The sequence below is a fragment of the Actibacterium sp. EMB200-NS6 genome, from assembly GCF_001305615.1.
Taxonomy (GTDB): domain Bacteria; phylum Pseudomonadota; class Alphaproteobacteria; order Rhodobacterales; family Rhodobacteraceae; genus Actibacterium_A; species Actibacterium_A naphthalenivorans.
This window is the reverse complement of sequence record NZ_CP010869.1, coordinates 3,045,867-3,072,201: the sequence shown is the minus strand read 5'-3', so window position 1 is coordinate 3,072,201 and position 26,335 is coordinate 3,045,867. Positions and strand designations below refer to the sequence as shown.

The following is a 26,335-nucleotide window of genomic DNA, read 5'->3' as shown; positions in this document are numbered from 1 at the left end:
TTTGATCGAAATCAAGTGAGACACCGCGATGGCACTACAAGAAAATGTCCGCACACATATAGATTGTGGCGACTGCCCGATTCGCCACCGTGCCGTGTGCGCGCGCTGCGAATCGGATGAGCTGAAGCTTCTGGAAGAGATGAAGTACTACCGGACCTACGAGGCCGGTCAGACCGTCATCTGGTCGGGTGACAAGATGGATTTCGTCGCGTCGGTCGTCGAGGGGATCGCCACGCTGACCCAGACCATGGAAGACGGCCGCACCCAGATGGTGGGCCTGCTGCTGCCCTCCGATTTCGTCGGCCGCCCCGGCCGCGACCAGGCCGCCTATGACGTCACCGCGACCACCCGCCTGACCATGTGCTGTTTCCGCAAGAAGCCTTTCGAAGACATGATGATGAACACGCCGCATATCGGCCAGCGCCTGCTCGAGATGACGCTGGACGAGCTGGACGCGGCCCGCGAATGGATGCTGCTTCTGGGCCGCAAGACCGCGCGGGAAAAGATCGCCAGCCTGCTGGCCATCATCGCCCGCCGCGATGCCACGCTGAAACTCTCCAACTCCCGCGGCCAGGTCGTGTTCGACCTGCCGCTGACGCGTGAGGCGATGGCCGATTACCTGGGCCTCACGCTGGAAACCGTCAGCCGCCAGATCTCCGCGCTCAAGCGCGATGGCGTGATCGAACTCGAAGGCAAGCGCCACGTCACCGTTCCCGACATGGAGCGCCTGCTGGACGAAACCGGCGATGATACGGACGGCGGCGTTTTCGCCTGAAAAGCCGCCGGCCGCTGTGTCAGCGGCCCGGTCAGTGGGCCATCAGCACCGGAACCTCGGCGTTTTCCAGCATGCTGCGGGTCGCGCCGCCAAGGATCGCCTCGCGGAAACGCGAATGGCCGTAGGCGCCCATCACCACCATGTCGGCCTCGATATCCTGCACATGGCGGTTCAGCACGTCTGAAATGCGCGGCATGGTCTTGGCCAGCACCGCGATCTCGGCCCGCACCCCGTGGCGGCCCAGCATCTGCGACAGCAGCCCGCCGGGGTCCGACCGGTCCGGCCCGTGCTGCGGCGGGTCGATGACGGTGATGTTCACCACATCCGCCGCCTGCAGCATCGGCAGCGCCGCGCGCACGGCGGCAAGCGCTTCCGTGCTTTCGTTCCAGGCAACGACGACGCGCTGGCCCATCGCATCCGCGTCGGTCTTGGGCGGGATGATCAGAACCGGCGCGCGGCCGTCGAACAGCGCCGCCTCCACCGTTGCCTCGTCCTCGATGCCCTTTCCCTCGCCATAGGGTTTGGGAACCACCACGAGATCGGAAAACCGCGCCCGATGCGCCACCAGGTTCGACAGGCCGGCAATCTGCGCCACCGCCGCCTCGGATGACCAGCGCACGGTTTCCGGCGCCATCCGCGCCCGCACCGCCTTTTCGATCGCGGCGGAATCCTCCTGCGCCTTCTTCAGGGTTTCCTGCAGCAGCATCGCATTCGCGCCGGCGTAGTAATAGCCGGTCTGCGTCCGGTCGATGCCCAGACACAGGATATCCAGATGAGCATCTTCACGCGTGGCAAGCTGGATCGCCTGATCAAGCACGGCGGTTTCAAGTTTTGGGTCGGTCACAACCGTCAGAATCGTCTTGTAAGCCACCGGAACACTCCTTTGGGACTGGTTGACATCCTAGACATAACCTATCCCTGCGACGAATTGGCAGCCTTGACCGAGATCAACCGGCAACCCATGGCGCATTGACATGGATCAAGGTTGCCGCCGGCCCGGAGCGGCATACCACAAAATGTGGAAAATTGCCCCGTGCCGGGACGAATCGGAACGGGAAGGACGAAGGGACGCAGGATGTGGGATTATCTTAAACTGGCCATATTTGGCATTATCGCGCTGCTTGCCGCGATCGCTGCCAACTATGCCCGCGATGCCGCCTATCTGGTGAACGCGCTGACGGTGATGCTGGTCGCCGGCGGCATGTTCCTGTGGACGGTACGCACCACCGGAGAGCCGAAACCGGCGCCGGATACCGGCTACATGGACGGCGTCGTGCGGGCCGGTGTCATCGCCACCGCCTTCTGGGGCGTCGTCGGCTTTGCCGTGGGCACGTTCATCGCATTCCAGCTTGCCTTTCCGGCGCTGAACTTCGACTGGGCACAGGGCTATTCGAACTTCGGGCGGCTGCGCCCGCTGCACACCTCGGCGGTGATCTTCGCCTTTGGCGGCAACGCCCTGATCTGCACGTCCTTCTACGTGGTTCAGCGTACCTCGGCGGCGCGGCTGTGGGGCGGCAACGCCGGCTGGTTCGTCTTCTGGGGCTACAACCTGTTCATCGTGCTGGCCGCCACCGGCTATCTGCTGGGCGCCACCCAATCCAAGGAATACGCCGAGCCCGAATGGTACGTCGACTGGTGGCTGACCATCGTCTGGGTCACCTATCTGGCCGTGTTCATGGGCACGATCTTCAAGCGCAAGGAAAAGCACATCTACGTGGCGAACTGGTTCTACCTGAGCTTCATCGTCACCATCGCCATGCTGCATGTGGTCAACAACCTCAGCGTTCCGGTGTCGATCTTCGGCTCCAAGTCGGTGCAGGTCTTCGCCGGTGTGCAGGACGCGATGACCCAGTGGTGGTACGGCCATAACGCCGTGGGCTTCTTCCTGACCGCGGGCTTTCTGGGGATGATGTATTACTTCGTGCCGAAACAGGCCGAACGCCCCGTCTATTCCTACAAACTGTCGATCATCCACTTCTGGGCGCTGATCTTCCTGTATATCTGGGCCGGTCCGCACCACCTGCACTACACCGCGCTGCCCGACTGGGCCTCGACGCTGGGCATGGTGTTCTCGATCATGCTGTGGATGCCGTCCTGGGGGGGGATGATCAACGGCCTGATGACGCTTTCGGGCGCATGGGACAAGCTGCGCACCGATCCGATCATCCGCATGATGGTGGTCTCCGTCGGCTTCTACGGCATGTCCACCTTCGAGGGCCCGATGATGTCGATCAAGGCGGTCAACAGCCTGTCGCACTACACCGACTGGACGATCGGCCACGTGCATTCCGGCGCGCTTGGCTGGAACGGCATGATCACCTTCGGCGCGCTCTACTTCCTGGTGCCCAAACTGTGGAACCGCGAGCGGCTCTACAGCCTCTCCATGGTCTCCTGGCACTTCTGGCTGGCGACGATCGGCATCGTGCTCTACGCCTCGTCGATGTGGGTGTCGGGCATCATGGAAGGCCTGATGTGGCGCGAAGTCGACGCGCAGGGCTTCCTGGTGAACTCCTTCGCCGACACCGTGGCCGCCAAATTCCCGATGTACGTGGTGCGTGGGCTGGGCGGGGTGCTCTACCTTGCCGGCGGCATCATCATGTGCGTCAACCTGTGGAAAACCGTCACCTCGGTTTCGGCGAAAGCCGAAGCGCCCGGTGTGGTTCCGGCTGAATAAGGACGACAGCAATGGCTATCCTCGACAAACATAAAATCATCGAGAAGAACGCGTCGCTGCTTCTGGTGTTCAGCTTTCTGGTCGTGACCATCGGCGGGATCGTGGAAATCGCACCGCTCTTCTACCTCGAAAACACCATCGAAGAGGTCGAAGGCGTGCGCCCCTATTCGCCGCTGGAACTGGCCGGGCGTGATGTCTACGTCCGCGAGGGCTGCTATGTCTGCCACAGCCAGATGATCCGCCCGATGCGCGACGAGGTGGAGCGTTACGGCCACTACAGCCTCGCCGCGGAATCGATGTATGACCATCCGTTCCAGTGGGGCTCCAAACGCACCGGGCCCGATCTGGCCCGCGTGGGCGGCCGCTATTCCGACGAATGGCACGTGGATCACCTGCGCAACCCGCAGTCGGTCGTGCCGGAATCGGTGATGCCGAAATACGCCTTCCTCGAGCGCAAGATGATCGACGGCAAGTATATCGCCGACTCGATGAAGACGCATCGCGTGGTGGGCGTGCCCTATACCGACGAGATGCTGGAAAACGCGGTGGCCGATTTCACCGTCCAGATCGACCCCTGGGGCGATACCGACGGTCTGCTCGAGCGTTATCCGGGTGCGCAGGTGCGCAACTTCGACGGCGCGCCGGGCATCTCGGAAATGGATGCGCTGATCGCCTATCTGCAAATGCTCGGCACGCTGGTTGATTTCTCGACCTTCGAGCCTGTGGCGAACCGGTAGGGGGCGAAGATGGATACCTATTCCCTGCTTCGCATGTTCGCCGACAGCTGGGCGCTGCTTGCCCTGGCGCTGTTCTTCGTCGGCATGATCATCTGGGTCTTCCGCCCCGGCAGCACCGCCGAACATCTGGACAGCGCGAACATCCCGTTCCGCCACGAGAAGAAACCCGCCTGCGACGACGAAAAGAACGGCGCGCATATCAAGGAGGCGCGGACATGAGTACCGACAAGACCAACAACAAACCCGGAGAGGTCGAAACCACCGGCCATTCCTGGGACGGGATCGAAGAGTTCAACAACCCGCTGCCGCGCTGGTGGCTCTGGACCTTCTATGCCTGCATCGTCTACGCGCTGCTCTATTCGATCGCCTATCCGGCCTGGCCCCTGGTCAAAAAGGCCACGCCCGGCATCCTGGGCTATTCGACCCGCGCCAACGTGGCCAAGGAAATCGAGCGGTTCGACGCGATGAACGCCCCGATCGAGGCCAGGCTGGTCAGCGCCGAGCTGACCGAGATCCCCGGCGACCCGGAGCTGATGAACTATTCGGTCAACGCCGGCGCCGCCGTGTTCCAGACCTGGTGCGCCCAGTGCCACGGCTCGGGTGCGGCCGGGGTACAGGCGTCGGGCTATCCCAACCTGCTGGATGACGACTGGCTGTGGGGCGGCACGATCGAAGATATCCACCTGACCATCACACATGGTATCCGGAACGAGCAGGACCCCGATGCCCGCTATTCCGAGATGCCCGTGTTCGGCGAGATCCTTGAGGAGGGAGAGATCGCCCAGGTCGTGCAATATGTCCGGAAACTCTCGGGCCAGGATCACGACGCGGCGCTCGCCGCGCCTGGCGAGACGGTGTTCCTGGACAATTGCGCGGCCTGCCATATGGAAGACGGCACCGGTGACAGGTTCCAGGGCGCGCCCAACCTGACCGACGCGATCTGGCTCTACGGCGGCAGCGAGGACGCGATCACCTTTACCGTCACCAACGCCCGGTTCGGGGTCATGCCGACATGGCAGGCCCGGCTGAGCGAGGCCGACATCCGCGCCGTGGCCACCTATGTCCACCAGCTTGGCGGCGGCGAGTAAAACGGCTTCCGGGGGGCGCAAGCCCCCCGGTTGAAAGCACCGGTCCCCATCCTGTTCGCGCGTTTCCAGGGGGCCGGTGCGATTATTCCGGCAAATCGCAGGGCGGGCAGGCAAGGCGCGCGGCGGGAAACCGCGGCTTGACGCAAATCAAGGTCGGCTTCCCCGGCGGCACATAACATGGGAATACAACAGGGGGACCCAAGCTCCCGGTTGAAAACACCGGCCCCCGTCCTGTTCGCGCGTTTCCAGGGGGCCGGTGTTTATTTTCTACCGGACAAGGCCGGTTCTGTCCACCCGCGGGCCATGCTGGCGCGGCATCCTGACTTTGCGATACACCTTTGACTTAGGTCAATGTGACGCCCCCGTATCGCTGCGACAAGGGCCGAACCGCGAACAGGAGCCGGAGCACGTCCGTGAGCACGACAGAACCTACCGAAGAACCCCTCTATTCCGCGCGCGAACCGATTTTTCCGCGCCGTGTCAGCGGCCCGTTCCGTACCCTCAAATGGTGGCTGATGGCCCTGACCTTGGGCATCTACTACCTGACCCCGTGGGTCCGCTGGGATCGCGGCCCCAACCTGCCCGATCAGGCGGTGCTGGTGGATCTGGCCGACCGGCGCTTCTTCATGTTCTGGATCGAGATCTGGCCGCATGAATTCTACTTCGTCGCCGGGCTGCTGATCATGGCGGGGCTGGGGTTGTTCCTGTTCACCTCGGCGCTGGGGCGGGTGTGGTGCGGCTATGGCTGCCCGCAAACGGTCTGGACCGATCTGTTCATCCTTGTCGAGCGCTGGGTCGAAGGCGACCGCAACAAGCGCGTCAAGCTGTGGAATGCACCCTGGGACGCGCGCAAGGCGCGGCTGCGGATCACCAAATGGGCGCTGTGGCTGATGATCGCCGTGGCCACCGGCGGCGCCTGGGTGTTCTATTTCACCGACGCGCCGACGCTGCTGCGCAACCTCGTCACCCTCGATGCCAGCCCCGTGGCCTATGGCACCATCGCGGTGCTGACCCTGACAACCTTCACCTTCGGCGGTTTCATGCGCGAACAGGTGTGCATCTACATGTGTCCCTGGCCGCGCATCCAGGCCGCGATGATGGACGAAGACACCCTGACCGTCGCCTATCGCGACTGGCGCGGAGAGCCGCGCGGCAAACACCGCAAGGCCGCCGATGCCGATCAGCTCGGCGATTGCATCGATTGCAACGCCTGCGTCAACGTCTGCCCCATGGGCATCGACATCCGCGACGGGCAACAGCTTGCCTGCATCACCTGCGCGCTGTGCATCGACGCCTGCGACGACGTGATGGACAAGATCGGCAAGCCGCGCGGGCTGGTCGACTACATGGCCCTGACCGACGAGCCGCGCGAGCGCGCGGGGAAGCCGCCGAAATCGGTCTGGAAACATGTCTTCCGTCCCCGCACCATCCTTTACACCGCGCTGTGGTCCTCGGTGGGCGTGGCGCTTCTGGTGGCGCTGTTCATCCGCTCCGAGGTGGATCTGACCGTGTCGCCGGTGCGTAACCCGACCTTCGTCACCCTGTCCGACGGGTCGATCCGCAACACCTATGACGTGCGCCTGCGCAACAAGCAGGGCGAGGATCGGGCATTTTTGGTCACTGCGACATCGGATGCCGAATTCATCGTTGATCTGGAAGGCTCGGGCGATCAAACTGTGATCGTGCCCGCCGACGCGACCAAACTGCAGCGCGTCTACGTCACCGCCCCCGCAGGCAGCGCCGCCGCGCAATCGGCCCGCACCGATCTGCAGATCTGGGTCGAGGATGTGGAAGCGCAGGAGCGCGCCTCTGCCGGCACCGTGTTCAACGGGAGAGAGCAATGACCGACAAGCCGCTGACCGGGCGCACCGTTCTGATCATCACGGTATCGGCCTTTTCGGTGATCATCGGCGTCAACCTCGTGATGGCCTTTCTGGCCGTCGACACCTTTCCCGGGCTGGAGGTCAAGAACTCCTACGTCGCCAGTCAGGAGTTCGACACCCGCCGCGACGCGCAGGAGGGGCTGGGCTGGGTCGTCGACAGCGGCTATGCCGAGGGCGAGCTGGTGCTGAACTTCCGCCAGGCCAATGGCGGCACCGTGGTGCCCAGGGATTTCACCGTTCTGATCGGCCGCACCACCGAAGCGCGCGATGACATCCGGCCGGAATTCACCGGCTATGCCGGCCGCTACACCGCGCCGGTGACGCTGGGGCGCGGCAAATGGATGATGCTGCTCGAGGCGACCGCCGAAGACGGCACGCCCTTCCGCCAGCGGCTGGATCTTTTCGTGAAGGGCTGACCGCATGACCGCCGCCTTCCCCCCCCGCCCGGCTGCCTGCCCGGCCTGCGCCGTCGCCCCGGCCGCCGAGGCATTGGCAAAGGCCGACGACCCCACCGAGGCGCGGCTGCTGCTGTCACTGCCGACGATCCATTGCGCGGGCTGCATCTCTGCCGTGGAACGCGGGCTGGCCGCCGAACCGGGCGTCCGTTCGGCCCGGGTGAACCTGACGCTGAAACGCGTCAGCGTCGAGGCCGAGCCCGACGTCACCGCCGCCGGCCTGATCGCCGTGCTCGACCGTCTGGGCTATGAGGCGCATGAGCTTGATCCCGGCATGCTGTCGGCCACCGCCACCGACAAGGCCGGGCGCGACATCCTGATGCGGCTGGCCGTGGCGGGCTTTGCGATGATGAACGTGATGCTGCTGTCGGTCGCCGTCTGGTCGGGCGCCGCTGACGCCACGCGCGACCTGTTCCACTGGGTCTCCGCCGCCATCGCCCTGCCCACCATCGCGTTCTCGGCCCAGCCCTTCTTTCGCAACGCCTGGGGCGCGCTCGCGGCGAAACGGCTGAACATGGATGTGCCGATCTCGCTGGCGATCCTGCTGGCCGCCGGCATGTCGCTCTACGAGGTGACGCAATCGGGCGCCCATGCCTATTTCGACGCGGCCCTGTCGCTGACCTTCTTCCTGCTGGCGGGCCGCTATCTCGATCACCGCACCCGCGCCGTGGCCCGTTCCGCAGCCGAGGAGCTGGCGGCGCTCGAAGTGCCGCGCGCCCTGAAGATCACCGATACGGGCGAGCAGACCGTTTCCATCGCCGAACTGGCGGTGGGCGATATCGTCCGGGTGAAACCCGGCGCGCGCGTGCCCGTGGATGGCGTGATCACCGACGGGCAGTCGGAAATCGACCGTTCGCTTCTGACCGGCGAAAGCCTGCCCGCCTTCGCCGGGGCGGGCACCGTGGTCTGCGCCGGCGAGGTCAACCTGACCGGCCCGCTCTCGGTGCGGGTGACGGCGGCGGGCGAGGACAGCTCGCTGCACCGCATGGCCGATCTGGTGGCGATGGCCGAAAGCGCGCGCAACCGCTATACCTCGCTGGCCGACAGGGCCGCGCGGATCTATGCGCCGGGGGTGCATCTGCTGTCGCTCTTCGCCTTCATCGGCTGGCTGGTGCAATCGGGCGGCGATGTGCGGCTGGCGCTGAACATCGCGGTGGCGGTGCTGATCATCACCTGCCCCTGCGCGCTCGGTCTGGCCGTGCCGGCGGTCACGACGGCGGCCTCCGGGCGGCTCTTCAAGCGCGGCATGCTGATCAAGGACGGCACCGCGCTGGAACGTCTGGCAGAGGTCGATACCGTGGTCTTCGACAAGACCGGCACCCTGACCCTCGGCGCACCCGAGGCCACCAATCTGGGCGATCACCCCCGGCGCGAGCTGGAGGTGGCGCTGGCGCTGGCCGCAGGATCGGCGCATCCGCTGGCCGCCGCGCTGGCCGATGCGGCACGCCGGGCGGGCATTCAGCCCGCACGGGTGACCGATGTGCACGAGGTGCCGGGCTACGGCGTCGAAGGGACATGGGCGGGCGAGACGGTGCGCTTTGGCCGGGCGGGATGGCTGGGCGCCGAACCGGGCCGCAACACGGCGGCCTGGCTGCGCATCGGCGCGGCGGCCCCGATCGAATTCACCTTCGCCGACAGCCTGCGCCCCGGCGCCGAAGAGGCGGTGCGCGCCCTGCGCGCGCAGGGCAAGGCGGTGCATCTGATCTCGGGCGATGCCGAGGGGCCGGTGGCGGATATGGCCGCGCGGCTGGGGATCGAAAACTGGGTGGCCGGGGCGCTGCCCGCCGACAAGGCCGCGCGGGTGCGCGCGCTGGGCGATGCGGGCCACCGGGTGCTGATGGTGGGCGACGGGCTGAACGACACGGCGGCGCTGACGGCGGCGTATGTCTCGGTGTCGCCGGCGACGGCGCTGGATGCGGCACGGGTCGCGTCGGACATCGTGCTGCTGGGCGCGGATCTGGCGCCGCTGGCCGAGGCGGCGGTAACGGCGAAAAAGGCGACGCGGCGGATCAAGGAGAATTTCACCATCGCCGCGCTTTACAACATGATCGCGGTGCCGATCGCGCTTCTGGGCTTTGCCACGCCGCTGGCGGCGGCGCTTGCGATGTCGGCCTCTTCGATCAGCGTGTCGCTGAACGCGCTGCGGCTGCGGTCCTGACATGCAGATTCTGGTTTACCTGATCCCGATCTCGCTGTTTCTGGGCGGGCTGGGGCTGGCGGCGTTCTTCTGGGCGCTGCGCAGCCGGCAGTTCGACGACCCCGAGGGCGACAGCCGGCGCATCCTGAGCGATGACTGGGACGATCAGCCCAGACCCTGAGCACGCCGCCGGATCGAGGCCCGTTCCGGGCCACGGCTTCATGCGCCCTGCGGGCGCGAGTCTGCCTCCGGCGGGGATATTTCGGGAAAGATGAAGGGGCCGGCCGTCAGGACGGGCCGAACGTATCGCAATCGGAGCCGTAGGCCTGAAGGCGGCGGCAGGCAAGTGCGGCCTGTTCCTTGGTCATGCCCACGAAATTGGCATCGAACCCGCGGCTGGAGCGGTTGACCTTGCGCAGGGCTTCGTCCAGCGCGCCGAGCTCCTTGAGCGCGGTTTCCAGCAGCACGCGCTCTGCCTCGTACTGGGTGCCGTAGCGGCCGACGTTGATGCCCCAGTGGCGCCCGCTCGAGCTGGACATGCGGGTCACGACCTCTGGCGCCTCCGGCGGGGCGGTCATCGCGACGGCCGGGGTGGCGGTGGCGACGGCGGGGCGGGGTTTGGGCGGGATCGCCGGGATGGAGACGGCGGCCAGTTCAAGAGTGGCGCTTTCGGGGGCAGGGGGCGCAGCGGCGGCAGCGGGGGTGCTGTTGGCCAGCTCCACCGCATCGCGGATATCGTCGCGCAGGGCGATGAGCAGTTCCTGCGGCATCTCGGCGGCGCCGGTTCCGGGCCGGGTTCTGGGCCGGGTCGAGCTGCTGAGCGTCGTGGCCACGCGGATGGTTGCGCCGGATTTGCCGCTGCCGAGATAGGGCGGGCGCGCCGGTTTGCGCACCGCCACCCGGGTGGGGGCGCGGCTGAAGCCCAGATCGAGCAGTTCGGCCACCTGCGCGTTGCGCGTGGCCGAGGAGCGGCCGCCGAACACGGTGGCGATGATGCGCTCGCCGCCCCGTTCGGCCGAGGCCACCAGATTGAACCCGGCGGCGCGGGTGTAGCCGGTCTTGATGCCGTCGGCGCCCTTGTAGCTGGACAGGAAGCGGCGGTTGGAGCTGGCCACCTGCTTGATCCCCGCATCGGTGGTGATGCGCGAGAACAGGTTGTAGTAATCGGGATAGTCGTAGAACAGGTGCCGCCCCAGCGTCGTCATGTCGCGCGCGGTCGACAGATGGCCGTCCTCGGTCAGGCCGTTGGCGTTCTTGAAGGTTGTCCTGCTCATCCCCAGGGCCTTGGCGGTGCGGTTCATGCGGCGGGCGAAGGCGGCTTCGCTGCCCTCGATCGCCTCGCCGATGGCGGTGGCCGCGTCATTGGCCGATTTCACCGCCGCCGCCCGGATCAGATAGCGCAGCTTGATCGTCTGCCCGGCGCGCAGGCCCAGCTTGGAGGGCGGTTCGGCCGCGGCATTTTGCGAGATGCGCACAGCGGTATCGAGCGAGATCTCGCCATTCTCGATCGCCTCGAACGCGATGTAGAGCGTCATCATCTTGGTCAGCGAGGCGGGGTGCAGCGGGGTATCGGCGTTGCGCGAATGCAGCACCTCGCCCGAACGCGCGTCGATCACCATCGCCGCATAGGGCGCGGCCATGCCCGGCATCGTGCCGGCCACCATCACGAACCCGAGAAAAATGAAAATAAGCCCTTGGCGGGCGCACTGTCCCAATATCTGCACGGCTAACGCCTTTTACTGCCTCGCGCCGCCGGATTTTTCCGGTCGGCTTTTTCTTGATTGAGTGCAGCGTACCACAAGGCAAGGCCCCGGAAAACACCAAATATTCAAGGTGTTTGCGAGCGAAGCTTACGTGTGGCCAACATCTTGGGGCGGGCCGCCGGGCAGCCACCAGATGTCAGGCCAGCTCCTCGATCAGCCGGGGCAGATTTTTCAGATCGGGCAGTTCGCGGAACCGGGGCCGGGCCAGCGGCGGTTCGGCATGTTCCAGCGCCCAGGTTATGCCGTGCGGCACGAACACGCCCCAGGCCCCGGCCTCCAGCGCCGGAATCACGTCCGAGCGCAGCGAGTTGCCGACCATCATCGCCCGGTCCGCGCCGTCGCCGTGACGCGCGAAGATATCGGCATAGATCGCGGCGGTCTTGTTCGAGACGATCTCGACCCCGTCGAACAGCTCGCCCAGCCCCGATTGCGCCAGCTTGCGCTCCTGGTCCAGCAGGTCGCCCTTGGTGATCAGCAGGATGCGGAACCGGGGCGCCAGATCCTCGATCGCCGCGCGGGCGTGGGGCAGCAGCTCGATCGGGTGGTTCAGCATGTCCTGCCCGGCCGCCAGCAGCTTGCCGATCACGGCGGCGGGCACGCGCTCTTCGGTCACCTCGATGGCGGTTTCGATCATCGACAGCACGAACCCCTTCACGCCGAACCCGTAATGCCCGAGGTTGCGCTTTTCCGCCGCCAGCAGCCGCGCCTGAAGATGGTCCGGCTCGGCGAAATCGGCCAGAAGCTCGGCGAATCGCTCCTGGGTCATGCGGAAGAACTGTTCGTTCTGCCAGAGCGTGTCATCCGCATCGAAGCCGATTGTGGTCAGGTTCCGGGGCATTTTTGCCGGTCTCCTTCGGTCCAGGGGCCAGTTCGGGGCCCGCATCGCCCCCGCCCCCTTTTCAGATGGGCCTTGTGCCATATATATGTGGTCGCAAGACGAAACCATCCGAAACATGCGGAGCGAGAGTGTGGTCAGACGCCATCCTCATATGATGTCCGACAAGAAGGGCCAGACGGATGATGACGCGGGCGTCATCACCAAGACCCGTCCGAAAACGGAACGGCCGCCGCTCTACAAGGTGCTGATCCTGAATGACGACTACACGCCGATGGAATTCGTCGTGCATGTGCTGGAGCGGTTCTTCGGCCTCAGCCACACCCAGGCGTTCGAGCTGATGCTGACGGTCCACAAAAAGGGGCTGGCGGTGGTCGGGGTCTTCTCCTTCGAAGTGGCCGAGACGAAAGTGGCGCAGGTGATGGATTTCGCCCGCCGCCATCAGCATCCGCTGCAATGCACGATGGAAAAGGAATAGGGCGCCGCGCGCCCGCTCATGCGTGACAGCCGACTTACCCTTGCGCTTGCTGGCCTGCCGCTGCCCGGTGAAGGTGCGATTGCCGTGTTCCGGCCGCGCGCCGATGCCGATCTGTCGGCGCTTCCCAAGGATCGCGTGCATATCATTCAGGGCTTCCGGCCCGATCATGATGCCTGGGCCGCGCGCGGCTATCGCTGTTCGGCCACGGCCGAAGGCCCCTATGCCGCCGCGCTGGTCTGCGTGCCCCGCGCCAAGGCCGAGGCCCGCGCGCTGGTGGCCGAGGCGGTGGCCCTGACAGGCGGCGGCCCGGTTCTGGTAGACGGGCAAAAGACCGACGGTGTCGACAGCCTGTTCCGCGATTGCCGCAAACGCGCTGAAGTGGGCGCGCCGCTGTCGATGGCGCATGGCAAGCTGTTCCGGCTCATCGCGGATGCCGACGCCTTTGCCGACTGGGCCCCCGATGGGCCGACCCGCCTTGCCGAAGGTTTCTGTACCGCGCCGGGCGTGTTTTCCGCCGATGGCGTCGATCGCGGCTCCGCCATGCTGGCGGCGGCGCTGCCCGCGCGGCTGAAGGGGCGGGTGGCCGATCTGGGCGCCGGCTGGGGCTATCTGTCGGCGCAGGCGCTCACCCGGCCCGACATCACCGAGATTCATCTGATCGAGGCCGAGCATGCCGCGCTGGCCTGCGCAAAGGCCAATATCACCGATCCGCGTGCCCGGTTCCACTGGGCCGACGCCACGCAGTTCCAGCCCGAAACGCTGTTCGATGTGGTCATCTCCAACCCGCCGTTCCACACCAGCCGCACCGCCGAGCCGGCGCTTGGCGTGGCGTTCCTCGCCGCCGCCGCGCGGATGCTCACGCCCGCCGGTCAGCTTTGGGTGGTGGCCAACCGGCATCTGCCCTATGAACGCAGTCTTGAAACGCTGTTCCGCGATGTCGAAGAAGTGGCCGGTGACACGGCATTCAAGGTGCTGCATGCGGCACGGCGCTCGGGCCCGCCTCGCCGGGCGCGGTGAAACCCGCTAGTCTTACCCCAAGGAATCAGGAGCTTAGGCCATGTCATTCTCCATCGCCGGCAAAACCGCCATCGTGACCGGCGCCGCACATGGCGTCGGCCTGGCCATCGCCCGCCATTTCGCTGATCAGGGCGCCAACGTGATGTTCGCCGATATGGATGAGGCGCGCCTGATCGAAGAGATCGGCGCCGATGCCGCCAAAGAGGAAAACATCCGCTTCTTCGCCGGGGATCTGCGCGAAAGGCTGACCATCGCCAACCTTCTGTCGGCCACGCTGGATGCGTTCGAACGCGTCGATATCCTTGTCAACGCCAGCCGCCAGATGATCCCCTCCGATCCGCTGAACCCGGATGACGACGCGGTCGAGGTGCTGCTGCAGCAAAACCTGCTCACAAGCCTGCGGCTCAGCCAGTGCATCGCGCGGCGGATGATCAAACAGGCCGAAGAGGCCGGCAACGAAGACAGTTGTGTCGGGGCTATCGTCAACCTGTCGTCCATCGCCGCGCGCCGCACCCACCCGGAACTGATGGGCTATTCGGTCAGCTGCGCCGCGCTGGATCAGATGACCCGCTCGCTGGCGGTGGCGCTGGCTCCCGAACGCATCCGGGTAAACGCGGTCGCCTTCGGCTCGGTGCTCAGCTCCAGCCTGAAAAGCACGCTGAAGGAAAATTCCGATTATCGCACCGATATCCGGGAACACACGCCCATGGCCCGGATCGCCAAACCTGGCGAGGTGGCCGAGGCGGTGCAGTTCCTGGCCTCCGACGGCGCGTCCTTCATGACCGGGCAGATCATCACCGTCGATGGCGGCCGCACCCTGCTGGACCCGGTCAACGCCCCGGCGCATTAGGTTTCGGGATAGTTCACCGCGCAGGCCGCCAGATCCAGGGCCGAGCGTTTCTTCAGCTCCGTGTATTTCCGCTTCAGCGTCGCCAGCTTCGCGCGTTCCTCATCCAGATCGATCGCCACCGGCCTGTCCACCGTATAGGTCTCGGTGTCATTGCAGAAGGCATAGCCGAAATGGCCATCGCCGCCACGCCCGCCCCAGCAGTAGGTCAGCCTGGGCCGTTCGCGCACTTCCTGCTGAATGGCATAGCCGCGGGCGATATTCTGCTCCGTCTCGACGATCAGCGCGCCCACCACCCTCAGATCCTCGGTCGCGGCCCTGTCACAGCGTTCGCGGGGGGTGGCGCAGGCCGCCAGTGGCAGCAACAGCAAAAGGGCAAGGCGACGCATCGGCGGGCTCCTGTTCGGGTTCCGTCCTATATAGGCGCTCTCGTGCCGCATACAAAACGCTTTGGCACGCGGCGCGACAGGCTGGCAGGCCGGGGTCAAAACTGCTAGGCACCGGCGCGACACCGAAAGCGAGGAGGCCCCGATGAACCAGCCATTCGACGACCGCAAGGCCCGCGCCGCCGCCTGGTTCCGCGACCTGCGCGATCAGATCGTCGCCGCCTTCGAAGCGCTCGAAGACACGCAAACCACCGGCCCCTTCGCCACGCTTCCCCCCGGCCGGTTCGAGGTGACGCAAACCACGCGCAGCGCCGAGGACGGCTCCGATGCCGGCGGCGGGCTGATGAGCGTGATGCGCGGCGGCCGCGTGTTCGAGAAGGTCGGCGTGAACATCTCCACCGTCTACGGCCAGCTCGGCGCCCGCGCGCAAAAGGCGATGGCCGCGCGCGGCATCCCCGGCATGGAAAGCGATCCGCGCTTCTGGGCCTCCGGCATCTCCCTCGTCGCGCATATGCAGAACCCGCATTGCCCCGCCGTGCACATGAACACCCGCATGTTCTGGACCCCGCACGCCTGGTGGTTCGGCGGCGGCTCCGACCTCAACCCCTGCATCGAATACCCCGAGGATACCGCCCATTTTCACGCGGTCCAGAAACAGCACTGCGATCGCCACGACCCGGCCTATTACCCGCGCTTCAAGGCCTGGGCCGACGAATATTTCTACATCCCCCACCGCCAGCGCGCGCGCGGCGTCGGCGGCATCTTCCTCGACGATCACAACACCGGCGACTGGGAGGCCGATTTCGCCTTCATCCAGGACGTCGGCCGCGCCTTCCTGCCCGCCTTCCTGCCGGTCACCGAAAAACGCCGCGACACCCCCTGGACCGAAGACGACAGGAACACCCAGCTCATCCACCGTGGCCTCTATGCCGAATACAACCTGGTCTATGACCGGGGCACCAAATTCGGCCTCGAAACCGGCCATGACGCCAACGCCGTGCTCATGAGCCTGCCGCCGCTGGCCAAATGGGTATGAAAGCGCGCCCCGTGCCCGCGCCGGGCGGTTGAGCGGCCGCGCCCATGCCCCGCCTGATCCTGTTCAACAAACCCTTCGGCGTGCTGTCGCAATTCACCGATGCCAGCACTTCCACCAGCCCCGCGCGCACCCTGTCGGAATTCATCGACCTCCCCGGCGTCTATCCCGCCGGCCGGCTCGACAAGGACAGCGAGGGGCTGCTGCTGCTCACCGATGACGGCGCGCTGCAGAACCGCATCGCCAGCCCGAAGCACAAGCTGCCGAAAACCTACCTGGTGCAGCTCGAGGGCACGATCACCCGGGACGCGCTGGCCCGGCTGCGCGCCGGGGTCACGCTGAAAGACGGCCCCACCCGCCCCGCACGGGCCCGCCGCATTGAGGCCCCGGCCTGGCTCTGGCCCCGCACGCCCCCGGTGCGGTTCCGCAAGACGGTGCCCGACACATGGGCCGAGATCACCATCACCGAAGGCCGCAACCGCCAGATCCGCCGCATGACAGCCGCCGTCGGCCACCCGACCCTGCGGCTGATCCGCTGGCAGGTGGGAGAGTGGACGCTGAAGGGGATCGAAACCGGCACCTGGCGCGAGGTGACGCCGGGGTGAGTTTGGGGGGCGGAGCTGCTGCTCAAGACTGAACTGACGCAGCACCGCAGCGTCTGGGAAGCGGGCATTTGGTGTAAAAGTGGGGGAAGCACACTGTTGGGGTATATCGTGCCGCGATTTTTACTTTAAGCTGTTGATAGAAAGCCAGTAAATAAACTGTTGAAGCGCAATTCTCGGGAGTAAGCATTGTGGGGGAGTTCTGTAGTTTCTTAGTATTCAGGCCGTGTCAGACCGAGTTGGTGAAATCCCTTTGTTCGCAAGCAGGTTGGAAGGTCAGCTTCATCCCTGATCCATCGAGACGATTCCGTTTCATTAATCGTGATGCATGGATCACATGCGCGCAGGCAAGCGAAACTGAAGAAGCTGGAGTGCTCAAAGACGGCGAAAAGTACGGCGAATTGTTAATCATAAAAGCTGAGGAAGCCGTGGCCAATAACATCATCCACCTTATTCGTGCGTCAAGTATCATAACAAAGGCGTTTGCTGACCAGAGCGTCAGCTATCTTGCCGGATTTAAGCTACCTTACGAAGATATTGAGCGGCAATTGATCCTTACGGGCATTTTGCGGAAAGACATTTTTTTTGAGAAGTTTACATTTTGTTCTGAGCTGCCTTTGGCCGTCGCTATCGCTGCGAAAGCTTGGCCAAACAAGCGTAGTATTTACGCGATCCACAAGCTTGCGAAAAGTTACGAGACCGAGTGTATTACCCCTCGGTCAACGCACCCGCATTATGGCCAAATATTTGAAAAGCACTCCAATGAGTTTAAAGATCACGTACGCACATCGATAGCGATTAACCTGGCGTTCTCGTCGATTGAAGAACTGGATCTTCAGATAAAGTCGAGCGCGGAGAAGAAGCGGTGGTTGAATAGCAAAACTTTTGAGTGGAATCCAGAAGTCTTGGCAGACATTAGATCTCGCTTGCAGCGAGCCGGAATCTCGCCAGACATAACAATTTGTTGGATTGTCAGGGGTGATAAAACGGAACTTGAAATTGAACCGAACCGTGGAGAAACGGCATCCAAAAGCGGGGGTCAGCAGGTTCGAGATCTGACATTTTCGCTCCCTGACGCTATTCATGCGTGCAGCTATTTGCGAAACTTTATCACTGCGCATGCATTTGGAGCGAAGTCACGGCGCTTAGGCCCATATGAGGTCTACAATACTCAACAAGTTGCTAGGCTACTTATCCTTTCTACACTTGGATTCGGGAACGTGCGGACCCGCGATCTAGAAGCACGCATCGACGGGTCATCCACATAAGTTAAACAAATGTCCGCTAAAGGCATTCGCGTCGGTTTGCAGCTTCCGCTTCTAGCGTTCGGCGCCCCGTAATGCCGACCGCGGCAAATGTCCGCTCCTGGCGCAAATACCCAAACGATAAAACCCGCCCAGTCTCCCATCCCAGCCATTTCCCCTCACTCCCCCTCCGCGATCCCCGCTTTCAGCGCCTCCCATCGCATCAGTTTCTCGGCGGTCTGGTAGCGTTTGTAATCCAGCGATTTCGCCTCCACCTCGTCCAGCAGTTCCAGGTCGCGCACCGTTACCAGCCCGGCCACCGCCTTGCCGTGTTTCATCAGGATCAGCCGTTTGCCCGTCCAGGCGACGCGGGCGACATGGCGGCCCATCGCATTGCGGAACTGGCTCAGCGTGGCGGTGTGGGGCATCGGGCACCTCGGGATTCGGTCGAACACGAGGGGCAGGTTAGGGCAGGGCGGTTAACGCCGCCCTAACGGGCCGAGCGGCGGGGTTTCGTACCAGACCGGGGCCGCGTTTCGGACGATTTCGGGGGGCGAAACGTCTGGATTGGCCGAAACTCAGCCCCGGATCGCGTCGATCATCACCTGCACATTGTCGGGGTTCGCGTCGGGGGTGATGCCATGGCCGAGGTTGAAGATATGCGGGCCGTTGGAGAAGGCCTTCACGATGCGCCGGGTCTCGTCGATCAGCGCTTGGCCGCCGGTAACCATATGATTTGGCGCAAGGTTTCCCTGCACGCAGCCATCGACCTGCACATGTTCGGCGGCCCATTCGGCAGAGACGGAATTGTCCAGCGCCACGCAATCGGCGCCGGTGGCCCTAGCGAAGCCGATATAGTTCTCCCCCGCCTCGCGCGGGAAGGCGATGACCGGAGTCTCGGGGTGCCGGGCCTTCAGCGCGGCGATAATTTCCCTTGCGGGTTCAAGGGCATAGCGGGTGAACGCGTCGCCCTTCAGCGACCCGGCCCAGCTGTCGAACAGCTTGACGACCTCGGCCCCGGCCACGATCTGCGCCGACAGATATTCGACCGTCGCCGCCGTGATCCGCGCCATCAGCGCATCGAATGTCGCGGGGTCTTCGGCCATCAGCCTGTGCGCCGGCCCCTGATCGGGCGTGCCGCGCCCGGCGATCATGTAGGTGGCCACCGTCCAGGGCGCCCCGGCGAAACCGATCAGCGCGGTCTCTGCGGGCAGTGCGCCGGTCAGGATGCGCAGCGTCTCATAGATCGGAGAGAGGGTTTCATGGATCTCCTCGACCGGCTTCAACGCATTGAAATCGCTGGGCGAAGTGATGGTCGAAAGGCGCGGCCCCTCGCCGGTGACAAACCACAGATCGGCCCCCAGCGCCTGCGGCACCAGCAGAATATCGGCAAACAGAATGGCCGCGTCGAACCCGTAACGGCGGATCGGCTGCAGCGTCACCTCGGCGGCGAGTTCGGGGTTGTAGCACAGCGACAGGAAATCCCCCGCCTGCGCCCGCGTCGCGCGATACTCCGGCAGATAGCGCCCGGCCTGCCGCATCATCCATACCGGCGGCACCGCCTGCGTCTCTCCAGCCAGCGCGCGCATCAGTTTTTTGGTTTCGGCCATGCTCATCCCCGTCTATTGCTGCGGGAGGTGGTCGCCCGGCTGTGCCAGCATGTCAAGGGCAGGCGCATTGTCAGGACCACGCGACGCGATTAGAGACAGGCCATGACACCGATGCTTCCCACCCCCGCCTCGCCCCTTAAGATCGGCACCCGCGGCTCGCCGCTTGCCCTTGCCCAGGCGCATGAAACGCGCGCCCGGCTGGCCGCCGCCTTCGACCTGCCGCATCAGGCCTTCGAGATCGTGGTGATCAAGACCACGGGCGACCGCGTCCTTGACCGCCCGCTCAAAGAGCTGGGCGGCAAGGGGCTGTTCACCAAGGAGATCGAAGAGGCGATGCTGGACGGCGACATCGACATCGCCGTGCATTCGATGAAGGACATGCCCGTGGATCAACCCGCCGGGCTGGTGCTGGAGTGTTATCTACCGCGCGAGGATGTGCGCGATGCCTTCGTCTCGGCCTCGGTCGCGCGGCTTTCCGATCTGGCCGAGGGCGCGGTGGTCGGCACCTCTAGCCTGCGGCGACGGGCGCAATTGCTGAACTTCCGCCCCGATCTGCAGGTGGTGGAGTTTCGCGGCAATGTTCAGACCCGGCTGAAAAAGCTGGGGGATGGCGTGGCGCTGGCCACCTTCCTCGCGATGGCGGGGCTCAACCGGCTGGGCATGGCCGAGGTCGCGGCGTCGGCCATCGAACCCGAAGAGATGCTGCCGGCCGTGGCGCAGGGCGCCATCGGGATCGAGCGGCGCGGCGATGATACCCGTGCCGCCGGGTTGCTCGAGGCGATCCACGACATCCCCACCGGACAGCGCCTGGCCGCGGAGCGCGCGTTTCTCGCGGCGCTCGATGGGTCGTGCGAAACGCCCATCGGCGGGCTGGCGGAGCTGGACGGCGGCACGCTGCGCCTGCGCGGAGAGATCCTGCGCCCCGACGGCTCCGAACGTCTGGCCGACGCGGCGACAGCGCCGATCGAGGATGGCGCCGAGATGGGGCGCGCGCTGGCCGAAGGGCTTCGGGCGCGGGGCGGCGCAGGGTTTTTCACGGCCTAAGCGGCTATCGCACGGCAAGCCACAAAAAACCCAGCGCGCCTGTCAGCAGAACCACTGTCAGCACCGCGATGGCCGCCATGATGCCCGCGCCGGTGTCGAACATCTTTTTCAGCGATGTCTTCATGCCAAGCGCGGCGATCGCCGCGACCAGAAGGAAACGCGAAATATCGGTGAGGCCCAGGATCAGCCCCGCCGGCAGGGGCGCGAGATTGCGCAGCAACATCAGGATCGCGAAAACCGCAACAAACCACGGCAGCCGGATTTTCGCCCCGGCCTCTGCGCGGAACCACAGCGATATCGCCAGCAGGACCACCGGCAAGAGCGCGACGCGCAGAAGCTTGGTAAAGCTTGCGATATCGCCGACCGTATCGCTGATCATATAGCCTGCCCCGACCACCTGCGCGACATCATGGATCGTGCCGCCGATCAGATAGCCGACATCGGCCTCTGACAGGCCGAGCGTTCCGAAGATCAACGGATAGGTGACCATCGCCAGTGTCGAAAACGCGGTGACACCGACCACGGTGAAAAGAAGCTCTTCCTTCCGGAACGAGCCCTTGGGGATGACCGATGCGATCGCCAGCGCCGCAGACGCGCCGCAGATCGCCACCGCGCCACCTGAGATCAAGCCGAACCCGAGCGATCGCCCCATCACCCGTGACAGCACAACGCCGGCGCCGATGGTCAGCGCCATCAGCCCGGCGATCCCGGCGATATGAAGCCACCCGAGCTGGGCGATGTCCGCAAACGCCAGCCGGCACCCGAGCAGCGCGACCCCGGTGCGCAACAGCGTTGTCGAGGTGAACTCGATCCCGGCGGCGGAATTGGGCTCTTGGGACAGGTGGTTGAAAGCGATGCCGATCAGCAGGGCATAGAGCATCGCCGGGCCGCCGTAATGCTCTGCCAGGAACAGCGCGGCCATCGCCAGCAGGCATGACAGCAGCACCCCGCGCCACAACTCTGCGATCCGGCGCTGCGCGCGTGCGGCGGCCGGAATGAGATACGCGCCTCGGGTCATTCCGACTCTGACAGACGTTCAATGTGATAGATGGCAATCTCCTTGCGCGAGATCTTGAGCACGCCTTCGCGCTGCAGCCGGTCGAGCGACTGGGTCACCCATTGCCGCGTCGCGCCGACGATCGAGGCGAGTTGTTCGTAGGTGATCGCGCGATCGATCAGGATCGCGCCGTTTTCGTGGCGCCCATGAGTGTCGGCGAGGATCACGAGAAACTGCTCCAGCCGTTCGGCAACCGAACGGGTGCCAAGCATCTGGATCAGCGCGGAATAGCACTTTCCCTTGGCGATCAGCCCCTGAATGACGCTGACGGCGACGTCGGGGATCTCGCGCACGAGGGTACGGATCGACATGCCCGAGAGGAAAAGAAGCTCGCTGTCGTCAAGCGCGTCGGCCGACCAGATATGGCGGCCCCGGCCAAAAACCTCTGGCCCGCCCACGAAATGGCCCGGCGTCCAATAGGCGAGGGTGATCTCGCGCCCCGAGGGCCCGGTATAGAAGGTGCGGATGCGCCCGCTTTCGACAACCCAGACCCCGGTATGGGGATCGCCCTGAAAGAACAGCCCGTCGCCCTTGGCCACGACGCTGCGGGTGCCGGATTTGCGAACCTTGGCAAGATCCTCCCGGTTCAGGCCCGACAGGAACCCCGCCCCCTCGTTCAATTCGAGCAGATATTCGGAAAGGTAGATCGCGCCGGGCCCTTCGCTTTCGATCATGGCGTGCTGCTCCGTTCCCGCGATGCCAGATAGGCGGCGATGGCGGCAATCTGTGTGTCGCTTAAGGGCCGGAGCGTTTCGCGCATCCGCTCCTTGGGCCTGTCGGGCCGCGCGCCATCACGGAATTCACGCATCTGCTTGGCCAGATAGGCCGCGTGCTGGGCGGACAGATAGGGCATCTCGGGTTTGCCTGCGGCGGTTTCGTCATGGCAGTCGAGACAGCCCGAGGTGACGTACAGGATTTCGCCGCTGCGATCTTCGGGCGGCGCGGCGGGCGGGGGCGGATCCTGGGCGGCGAACCATGCGGCGACCTGCGGGATGTGCTCGGGGGCGATCTCTGTCACGACGGCGACCATCTGCCCGCCGTCATTGCTGCGGGCGCCTGACAGGAAGGCGTTGATCTGTCGTTCGATATAGGCCGGGCGCTGCGCGGCCAGCTTGGGGAATTTGTCGCGGTAGGCGTCGCCATAAAGGCCGTGGCACAGTGCGCAGCGCTCATGCGGGGGCAGGCCTTCGTCCATGAGCATATCGGCCCGGGCCTGCGGCGCGACGAGGCAAAGCCCGAGCAGAAGGTCAAGAAGGCGCATTGTGAGGGCGCACCACTGCCCGCACCGCCACCTCTTCGCCATCGGCGAACACAAGCGTCAGCGCGATGGTTTCAGAGGCCGGCGCCCGGGGCATCATCAGCATGATGTGAAACCCGCCCGGCGCCAGCGCGATGCTCGCCCCCGGTGCGATCTCGATCTGGTGCACGGGCACCATGGTGGCGATCCCTTCGTTGTCGCGGCTTTCATGCAGATGCGCCATGCCATAGCCCTCTGCCCGCACCCCGATCAGCGCGCGCGGCGTGGCCCCGGTGTTGGTGACCGTCATGTAGGCGGCATGGGCTCTGGCGCCCGGAGGGGCCGCGGGCGACCAAGGATCGCCGATCGTGATCCCGTCGGCGAAGGCGACAGTCGGCAGCAGCAGGGCGAGCAGGGTCAGCAGACGGATCATCGGGTGTTCTCCCTTCGGTAGGTGATCTGCAATCGCGCCAGAAATTCGGCCGTGAGCCCGGCGTCGAATGGCGGTTGCAGCTTGGCGCGCAGCATCCCGTCGGGGCCGATCACAGAAACCGCCGAACTGTGCTGAACCTCGTAATAGCCGGTCGCGTCGGGCGGCAACAGGCGATAGAAACTGTCGGTCGCCTCGACCAGCGTGTCAATCTGATCGCGCGCGCCGGTGACGCCCTGGAAATCGGGATGGAAGAACTCGGCATAATCGGTGACCGTGTCATGATCGCGCACCGGATCGACCGAGACGAAGACAACCTGCGGCACGTTGTCCGGGCGCACCCGCAACGCCGTTTCGGCGATGGCATGTTCGAGATTGCCCAGCGTGAACGGACAGACATCGGGGCAGGAGTTGAAGCCGAACATGATGATCGTCCAGCGTTCGGCCAGATCGGCCTGGGTGAAAGTCTCGCCGCGCTGATCGCTCAGCACGAAGGCCGGCAGCGCGACGGGCCTGTCCAGCGCGACCCCCTGCACCTGCGCCATCGCCGGCATGCACAAGAGGCTGGTGGCCAGGGCAAGGATCCATCTCATTTGTTCTGCTCCTCGAACGCGCGGCGGCTTTCCGTGCGGATTGACGACAGGCAATGCTGCTTTGCCGCGACATAGGCCGGATCGACAGCGATATCGGGGCGGCGCGGGCGCGGCAGGTCGATCGCCAGATCCTCGATGATCCGCCCCGGCGCGGCGCTCATGATCAGCACCCGGTCGGCGAGGAAGACGGCCTCGTCGACGTCATGGGTGACAAACAGCACCGTGGTGCCGAACTTGCGCCAGATCTCCAGCAGGCTTTCCTGCATCATCAGCCGGGTCTGCGCATCGAGCGCGCCGAAGGGTTCATCCATCAGAAGAACCGAAGGGTAGTTCGCAAGCGCCCGCGCGATGCCGACCCGCTGCTGCATCCCGCCCGAAAGCTCGGCCGGGTAGCGGTTGCCGAATTTCGCCAGCCCCACCATGTTGAGAAACGTATTGGCGATCGAGCTTGCCTCGACCTTGCCGTGCCCGGCCATCTTCGGCCCGAAGGCCACGTTTTCGTAAACCGTCTTCCACGGCAGAAGCGAATATTGCTGAAACACCATGCCCCGGTCTGGCCCCGGCTTTTCGATCACCGCCCCATCGACGCGCACCTGGCCCGTGGTCGGGCGTGTGTAGCCGGCGACCGCGTTCATCAGCGTCGACTTTCCGCAGCCCGACGGGCCGAGGATGCAAACGAACTGGCCCGGTTCGATCGTGATCGTCGTGGGTTCGACAGCCCGGTGCGCCGCCGCGCCGCGGCCGAACGTGATCGAGACATCGTCGATCTCGATCCTGCCCTTGCCACGAGAGCCGGCTTCTTCGGGGCGGCGGTATTTCAGAACGTCAAGCATGGGCAGGCTCCGCTAGGATCGTGGCCCGGCGGGAGCTCCGCCAGGCAAGACAGAGGGCGAGGGCGAGCAAAAGGCCGAAGCCCCCAAAGTTCAGCCACGGCCCGAGGGTTTCGAGCGCCAGCGAGGATGACACGCCCAGCCCCATCATCGCCAGCCCCACGACCCAGCTTGGCGTCGCGCAGCACACGACCCAACTCATCGTGGCATTGGTCATGGCGATCAGACCGGCGCCCAGCCCGGTGACGGCGCGCGCGCTGCCCCGCACCGGCAGGGAACAGCGTTCCACCCGCATCAGCGCCGCGCAAAGACCCACCAGAATGCCGAGCACGAACATCACCACAAGCCGTGACGGGATGACATTCAGGCTCCACTCGGAAATGCCGGTGCCGTAATCGTAGTTCATCCGCCCGATCTCGACCAACCATTCCTCGGCGATGATGCCCGGCATGTCCGAGAGGGCCGGCGTCGAGCGGATGATCCGGGCCACGTTGCCGGGCCAGTTGTAGAAGGTCTGGTAATTGGGCAGCGCCTGAAACCGCAGGATCAGGGCCGCCAGCATCGCCACCTGAGACAGCACCATGAAGGCAAAGCCCCAGAGCATCAGCCGGCGCCATTGCGCGCGCGCCACGCCAATAAGGATATGAAGCGCCCCGGTCATCTCGTCCGCTTCTGCCATTTGAGAAGTGGCCGGGTCAGCAGCCTGACAGCGGCGGTGGAGCCGGTGCCGAGAAAGCCGATCACCAGCATGCCCACCACGATATCGGGATAGTTGATCAGGCTGTAGGCGTTCCAGGTGAAATAGCCGATACCGTACTGCCCCGAGATGATCTCGCCCGCGAGCAGGGAAAACCACGACACGCCCATCCCGATCGCCAGCCCCGCCGAGATCGAGGGCAGCGCGGCGGGAAGCACGACATGCCGGAAGATCGCCAGCCGCGACGCGCCGAGCGACTGGGCCGCCCGGACCAGAACCTCGGGCGTCTGCTCGACCCCGTGGAGTGTGTTGAGAACGATCGGAAACAACGCGCCGAGGAATGTGATGTAGATGATCGAGGCTTCCTCGGTGGGCCACATCAGGATCGCGAGCGGGATCCAGGCCACGGCGGGGATGGGCCGCACCACTTCGATATAGGGCATGACAACGGCCCGCGCGATCCGGGACCGGCCCATGATCAGCCCGATCGAAATGCCGAACGCGGCGGCGATGGAATAGGAAATCAGGATACGCCGCATCGACACGGCGATATGGACAAAGAAAATCTCGGTTCCCAGGTGGTTCAGGAAAGAGGCAAACACCTTTCCCGGCGAGGGTACATTTTCGAAATTGATGTAGAAATCCAGGTTCACCGCAGAGGCCCAGTGCCACAGCAGCACCCCGAGCGAGAGCGAAAGAACCGCGATCCCGGCAGAGCGTGCCACCTCGCCGCCCGGCCGGAGCCTTGGGCGGGCGGCCGCAACCGAAGGCGTCCGGGGCGCGGGGGTGCTTGCGTCGGGCGCCGTCTCGGGGCCGGTCGCGGCGGCGAGGGGGCGTTCTGTGGCGGCGCTTGGCATGGTCGGGCCTTTCAACTGGCAATGTG

General features: G+C 65.0%; 30 protein-coding genes. 16 read left to right on the top strand and 14 right to left on the bottom strand.

What is annotated here, in order from left to right:
• Window positions 1-28 precede the first annotated feature (28 nt).
• On the top strand, window positions 29-775 hold the full coding sequence (gene fnrL, locus TQ29_RS14890; protein ID WP_037209727.1) for a transcriptional regulator FnrL: 747 nt from the start codon (window positions 29-31) through the stop codon (window positions 773-775).
• Window positions 776-806: 31 nt separating this feature from the next.
• Here fnrL and TQ29_RS14885 read toward each other — a convergent pair whose 3' ends face one another.
• Complete coding sequence (locus TQ29_RS14885; protein WP_037209726.1) at window positions 807-1,646, bottom strand: universal stress protein; 840 nt, start codon at window positions 1,644-1,646, stop codon at window positions 807-809.
• 204 nt (window positions 1,647-1,850) lie between these two features.
• On the opposite strand from TQ29_RS14885, the gene ccoN reads away from it, so the two are divergent.
• The 8 genes from ccoN (at window position 1,851) to ccoS (ending at window position 9,930) form a co-directional block, all read left to right on the top strand.
• Window positions 1,851-3,449, top strand: coding sequence for a cytochrome-c oxidase, cbb3-type subunit I (ccoN, locus tag TQ29_RS14880; RefSeq protein ID WP_054539794.1), 1,599 nt, complete (start codon window positions 1,851-1,853; stop codon window positions 3,447-3,449).
• A gap of 11 nt (window positions 3,450-3,460) precedes the next feature.
• The gene (ccoO, locus tag TQ29_RS14875; RefSeq protein WP_054539793.1) at window positions 3,461-4,186 is read left to right on the top strand and encodes a cytochrome-c oxidase, cbb3-type subunit II; all 726 of its coding nucleotides are present in this window, start codon (window positions 3,461-3,463) and stop codon (window positions 4,184-4,186) included.
• Between the two features lie 9 nt (window positions 4,187-4,195).
• Window positions 4,196-4,405 carry a CcoQ/FixQ family Cbb3-type cytochrome c oxidase assembly chaperone gene (locus TQ29_RS14870; RefSeq protein ID WP_037209723.1) on the top strand — a complete coding sequence of 70 codons (210 nt, stop codon included), beginning with the start codon at window positions 4,196-4,198 and terminating at the stop codon, window positions 4,403-4,405.
• On the top strand, window positions 4,402-5,274 hold the full coding sequence (gene ccoP / locus TQ29_RS14865) for a cytochrome-c oxidase, cbb3-type subunit III (protein WP_054539792.1): 873 nt from the start codon (window positions 4,402-4,404) through the stop codon (window positions 5,272-5,274). The genes TQ29_RS14870 and ccoP overlap by 4 nt, the downstream gene beginning before the upstream one ends.
• Before the next feature lie 413 nt (window positions 5,275-5,687).
• Window positions 5,688-7,118: a cytochrome c oxidase accessory protein CcoG gene (gene ccoG, locus TQ29_RS14860; RefSeq protein ID WP_054539791.1), complete on the top strand. Its 1,431-nt coding sequence runs from the start codon at window positions 5,688-5,690 to the stop codon at window positions 7,116-7,118.
• Window positions 7,115-7,573 (top strand): FixH family protein, encoded by a 459-nt coding sequence (locus tag TQ29_RS14855; RefSeq protein ID WP_054539790.1) that lies wholly within the window; start codon window positions 7,115-7,117, stop codon window positions 7,571-7,573. Before ccoG ends, TQ29_RS14855 begins: the two co-directional genes overlap by 4 nt.
• Before the next feature lie 4 nt (window positions 7,574-7,577).
• Window positions 7,578-9,770, top strand: coding sequence for a heavy metal translocating P-type ATPase (locus tag TQ29_RS14850; protein WP_054539789.1), 2,193 nt, complete (start codon window positions 7,578-7,580; stop codon window positions 9,768-9,770).
• Between the two features lies 1 nt (window position 9,771).
• Entirely contained in the window at window positions 9,772-9,930 is a 159-nt protein-coding gene (ccoS, locus tag TQ29_RS14845; RefSeq protein ID WP_037209769.1) for a cbb3-type cytochrome oxidase assembly protein CcoS, read from the top strand.
• A 106-nt stretch (window positions 9,931-10,036) separates the two neighbouring features.
• On the opposite strand, the gene TQ29_RS14840 is transcribed toward ccoS, so the two are convergent.
• Window positions 10,037-11,398, bottom strand: coding sequence for a D-alanyl-D-alanine carboxypeptidase family protein (locus tag TQ29_RS14840; protein WP_082386761.1), 1,362 nt, complete (start codon window positions 11,396-11,398; stop codon window positions 10,037-10,039).
• 250 nt (window positions 11,399-11,648) lie between these two features.
• The gene (locus tag TQ29_RS14835; RefSeq protein ID WP_054539787.1) at window positions 11,649-12,350 is read right to left on the bottom strand and encodes an HAD family hydrolase; all 702 of its coding nucleotides are present in this window, start codon (window positions 12,348-12,350) and stop codon (window positions 11,649-11,651) included.
• 154 nt (window positions 12,351-12,504) lie between these two features.
• Between TQ29_RS14835 and clpS the strand changes: the two genes are divergently transcribed.
• Genes clpS through TQ29_RS14820 form a run of 3 tightly spaced genes read left to right on the top strand, consistent with a single transcriptional unit; the run spans window position 12,505 to window position 14,692 of the window.
• Complete coding sequence (gene clpS / locus TQ29_RS14830; protein ID WP_052071493.1) at window positions 12,505-12,825, top strand: ATP-dependent Clp protease adapter ClpS; 321 nt, start codon at window positions 12,505-12,507, stop codon at window positions 12,823-12,825.
• 18 nt (window positions 12,826-12,843) lie between these two features.
• Complete coding sequence (locus tag TQ29_RS14825; protein WP_054539786.1) at window positions 12,844-13,842, top strand: class I SAM-dependent methyltransferase; 999 nt, start codon at window positions 12,844-12,846, stop codon at window positions 13,840-13,842.
• A 40-nt stretch (window positions 13,843-13,882) separates the two neighbouring features.
• A complete protein-coding gene (locus TQ29_RS14820; protein ID WP_054539785.1) occupies window positions 13,883-14,692 on the top strand; it encodes an SDR family NAD(P)-dependent oxidoreductase in 810 nt (269 codons plus the stop codon).
• Here TQ29_RS14820 and TQ29_RS14815 read toward each other — a convergent pair.
• Window positions 14,689-15,078 carry a hypothetical protein gene (locus TQ29_RS14815; RefSeq protein WP_054539784.1) on the bottom strand — a complete coding sequence of 130 codons (390 nt, stop codon included), beginning with the start codon at window positions 15,076-15,078 and terminating at the stop codon, window positions 14,689-14,691. The two genes, TQ29_RS14820 and TQ29_RS14815, sit on opposite strands and share 4 nt — an antisense overlap.
• 142 nt (window positions 15,079-15,220) lie before the next feature.
• Here TQ29_RS14815 and hemF point away from each other — a divergent pair, with 142 nt between their 5' ends.
• The 3 genes from hemF to TQ29_RS14800 all read left to right on the top strand — a co-directional run bounded on the left by hemF (window position 15,221) and on the right by TQ29_RS14800 (window position 17,978).
• Entirely contained in the window at window positions 15,221-16,111 is an 891-nt protein-coding gene (hemF, locus tag TQ29_RS14810) for an oxygen-dependent coproporphyrinogen oxidase (RefSeq protein WP_054539783.1), read from the top strand.
• Window positions 16,112-16,155: 44 nt separating this feature from the next.
• A complete protein-coding gene (locus tag TQ29_RS14805; protein ID WP_054539782.1) occupies window positions 16,156-16,713 on the top strand; it encodes a pseudouridine synthase in 558 nt (185 codons plus the stop codon).
• Window positions 16,714-16,949: 236 nt separating this feature from the next.
• Complete coding sequence (locus TQ29_RS14800) at window positions 16,950-17,978, top strand: hypothetical protein (protein ID WP_157445605.1); 1,029 nt, start codon at window positions 16,950-16,952, stop codon at window positions 17,976-17,978.
• 155 nt (window positions 17,979-18,133) lie between these two features.
• On the opposite strand, the gene TQ29_RS14795 is transcribed toward TQ29_RS14800, so the two are convergent.
• Together TQ29_RS14795 and hemE are read right to left on the bottom strand one after the other, a co-directional pair.
• The gene (locus tag TQ29_RS14795) at window positions 18,134-18,382 is read right to left on the bottom strand and encodes a type II toxin-antitoxin system Phd/YefM family antitoxin (RefSeq protein WP_054539780.1); all 249 of its coding nucleotides are present in this window, start codon (window positions 18,380-18,382) and stop codon (window positions 18,134-18,136) included.
• A gap of 150 nt (window positions 18,383-18,532) precedes the next feature.
• A complete protein-coding gene (gene hemE, locus TQ29_RS14790; RefSeq protein WP_054539779.1) occupies window positions 18,533-19,564 on the bottom strand; it encodes a uroporphyrinogen decarboxylase in 1,032 nt (343 codons plus the stop codon).
• Between the two features lie 102 nt (window positions 19,565-19,666).
• Here hemE and hemC point away from each other — a divergent pair, with 102 nt between their 5' ends.
• Window positions 19,667-20,608, top strand: coding sequence for a hydroxymethylbilane synthase (gene hemC, locus TQ29_RS14785; RefSeq protein ID WP_054539778.1), 942 nt, complete (start codon window positions 19,667-19,669; stop codon window positions 20,606-20,608).
• A gap of 4 nt (window positions 20,609-20,612) precedes the next feature.
• On the opposite strand, the gene TQ29_RS14780 is transcribed toward hemC, so the two are convergent.
• The 8 genes from TQ29_RS14780 to TQ29_RS14745 are packed head-to-tail and all read right to left on the bottom strand — an operon-like array spanning window position 20,613 to window position 26,309.
• Window positions 20,613-21,626 (bottom strand): YeiH family protein, encoded by a 1,014-nt coding sequence (locus tag TQ29_RS14780; protein ID WP_054539777.1) that lies wholly within the window; start codon window positions 21,624-21,626, stop codon window positions 20,613-20,615.
• Window positions 21,623-22,339 carry a Crp/Fnr family transcriptional regulator gene (locus tag TQ29_RS14775; protein WP_054539776.1) on the bottom strand — a complete coding sequence of 239 codons (717 nt, stop codon included), beginning with the start codon at window positions 22,337-22,339 and terminating at the stop codon, window positions 21,623-21,625. The genes TQ29_RS14780 and TQ29_RS14775 overlap by 4 nt, the downstream gene beginning before the upstream one ends.
• Window positions 22,336-22,926 (bottom strand): c-type cytochrome, encoded by a 591-nt coding sequence (locus tag TQ29_RS14770; RefSeq protein WP_054539775.1) that lies wholly within the window; start codon window positions 22,924-22,926, stop codon window positions 22,336-22,338. The genes TQ29_RS14775 and TQ29_RS14770 overlap by 4 nt, the downstream gene beginning before the upstream one ends.
• Window positions 22,913-23,335 carry a copper chaperone PCu(A)C gene (locus TQ29_RS14765; protein WP_054539774.1) on the bottom strand — a complete coding sequence of 141 codons (423 nt, stop codon included), beginning with the start codon at window positions 23,333-23,335 and terminating at the stop codon, window positions 22,913-22,915. The genes TQ29_RS14770 and TQ29_RS14765 overlap by 14 nt, the downstream gene beginning before the upstream one ends.
• Entirely contained in the window at window positions 23,332-23,925 is a 594-nt protein-coding gene (locus TQ29_RS14760) for an SCO family protein (protein WP_054539773.1), read from the bottom strand. The genes TQ29_RS14765 and TQ29_RS14760 overlap by 4 nt, the downstream gene beginning before the upstream one ends.
• Entirely contained in the window at window positions 23,922-24,758 is an 837-nt protein-coding gene (locus tag TQ29_RS14755; RefSeq protein WP_054539772.1) for an ABC transporter ATP-binding protein, read from the bottom strand. The genes TQ29_RS14760 and TQ29_RS14755 overlap by 4 nt, the downstream gene beginning before the upstream one ends.
• A complete protein-coding gene (locus tag TQ29_RS14750) occupies window positions 24,751-25,416 on the bottom strand; it encodes a hypothetical protein (protein WP_054539771.1) in 666 nt (221 codons plus the stop codon). The genes TQ29_RS14755 and TQ29_RS14750 overlap by 8 nt, the downstream gene beginning before the upstream one ends.
• The gene (locus TQ29_RS14745; protein ID WP_054539770.1) at window positions 25,413-26,309 is read right to left on the bottom strand and encodes an ABC transporter permease; all 897 of its coding nucleotides are present in this window, start codon (window positions 26,307-26,309) and stop codon (window positions 25,413-25,415) included. The genes TQ29_RS14750 and TQ29_RS14745 overlap by 4 nt, the downstream gene beginning before the upstream one ends.
• Window positions 26,310-26,335 lie beyond the last annotated feature (26 nt).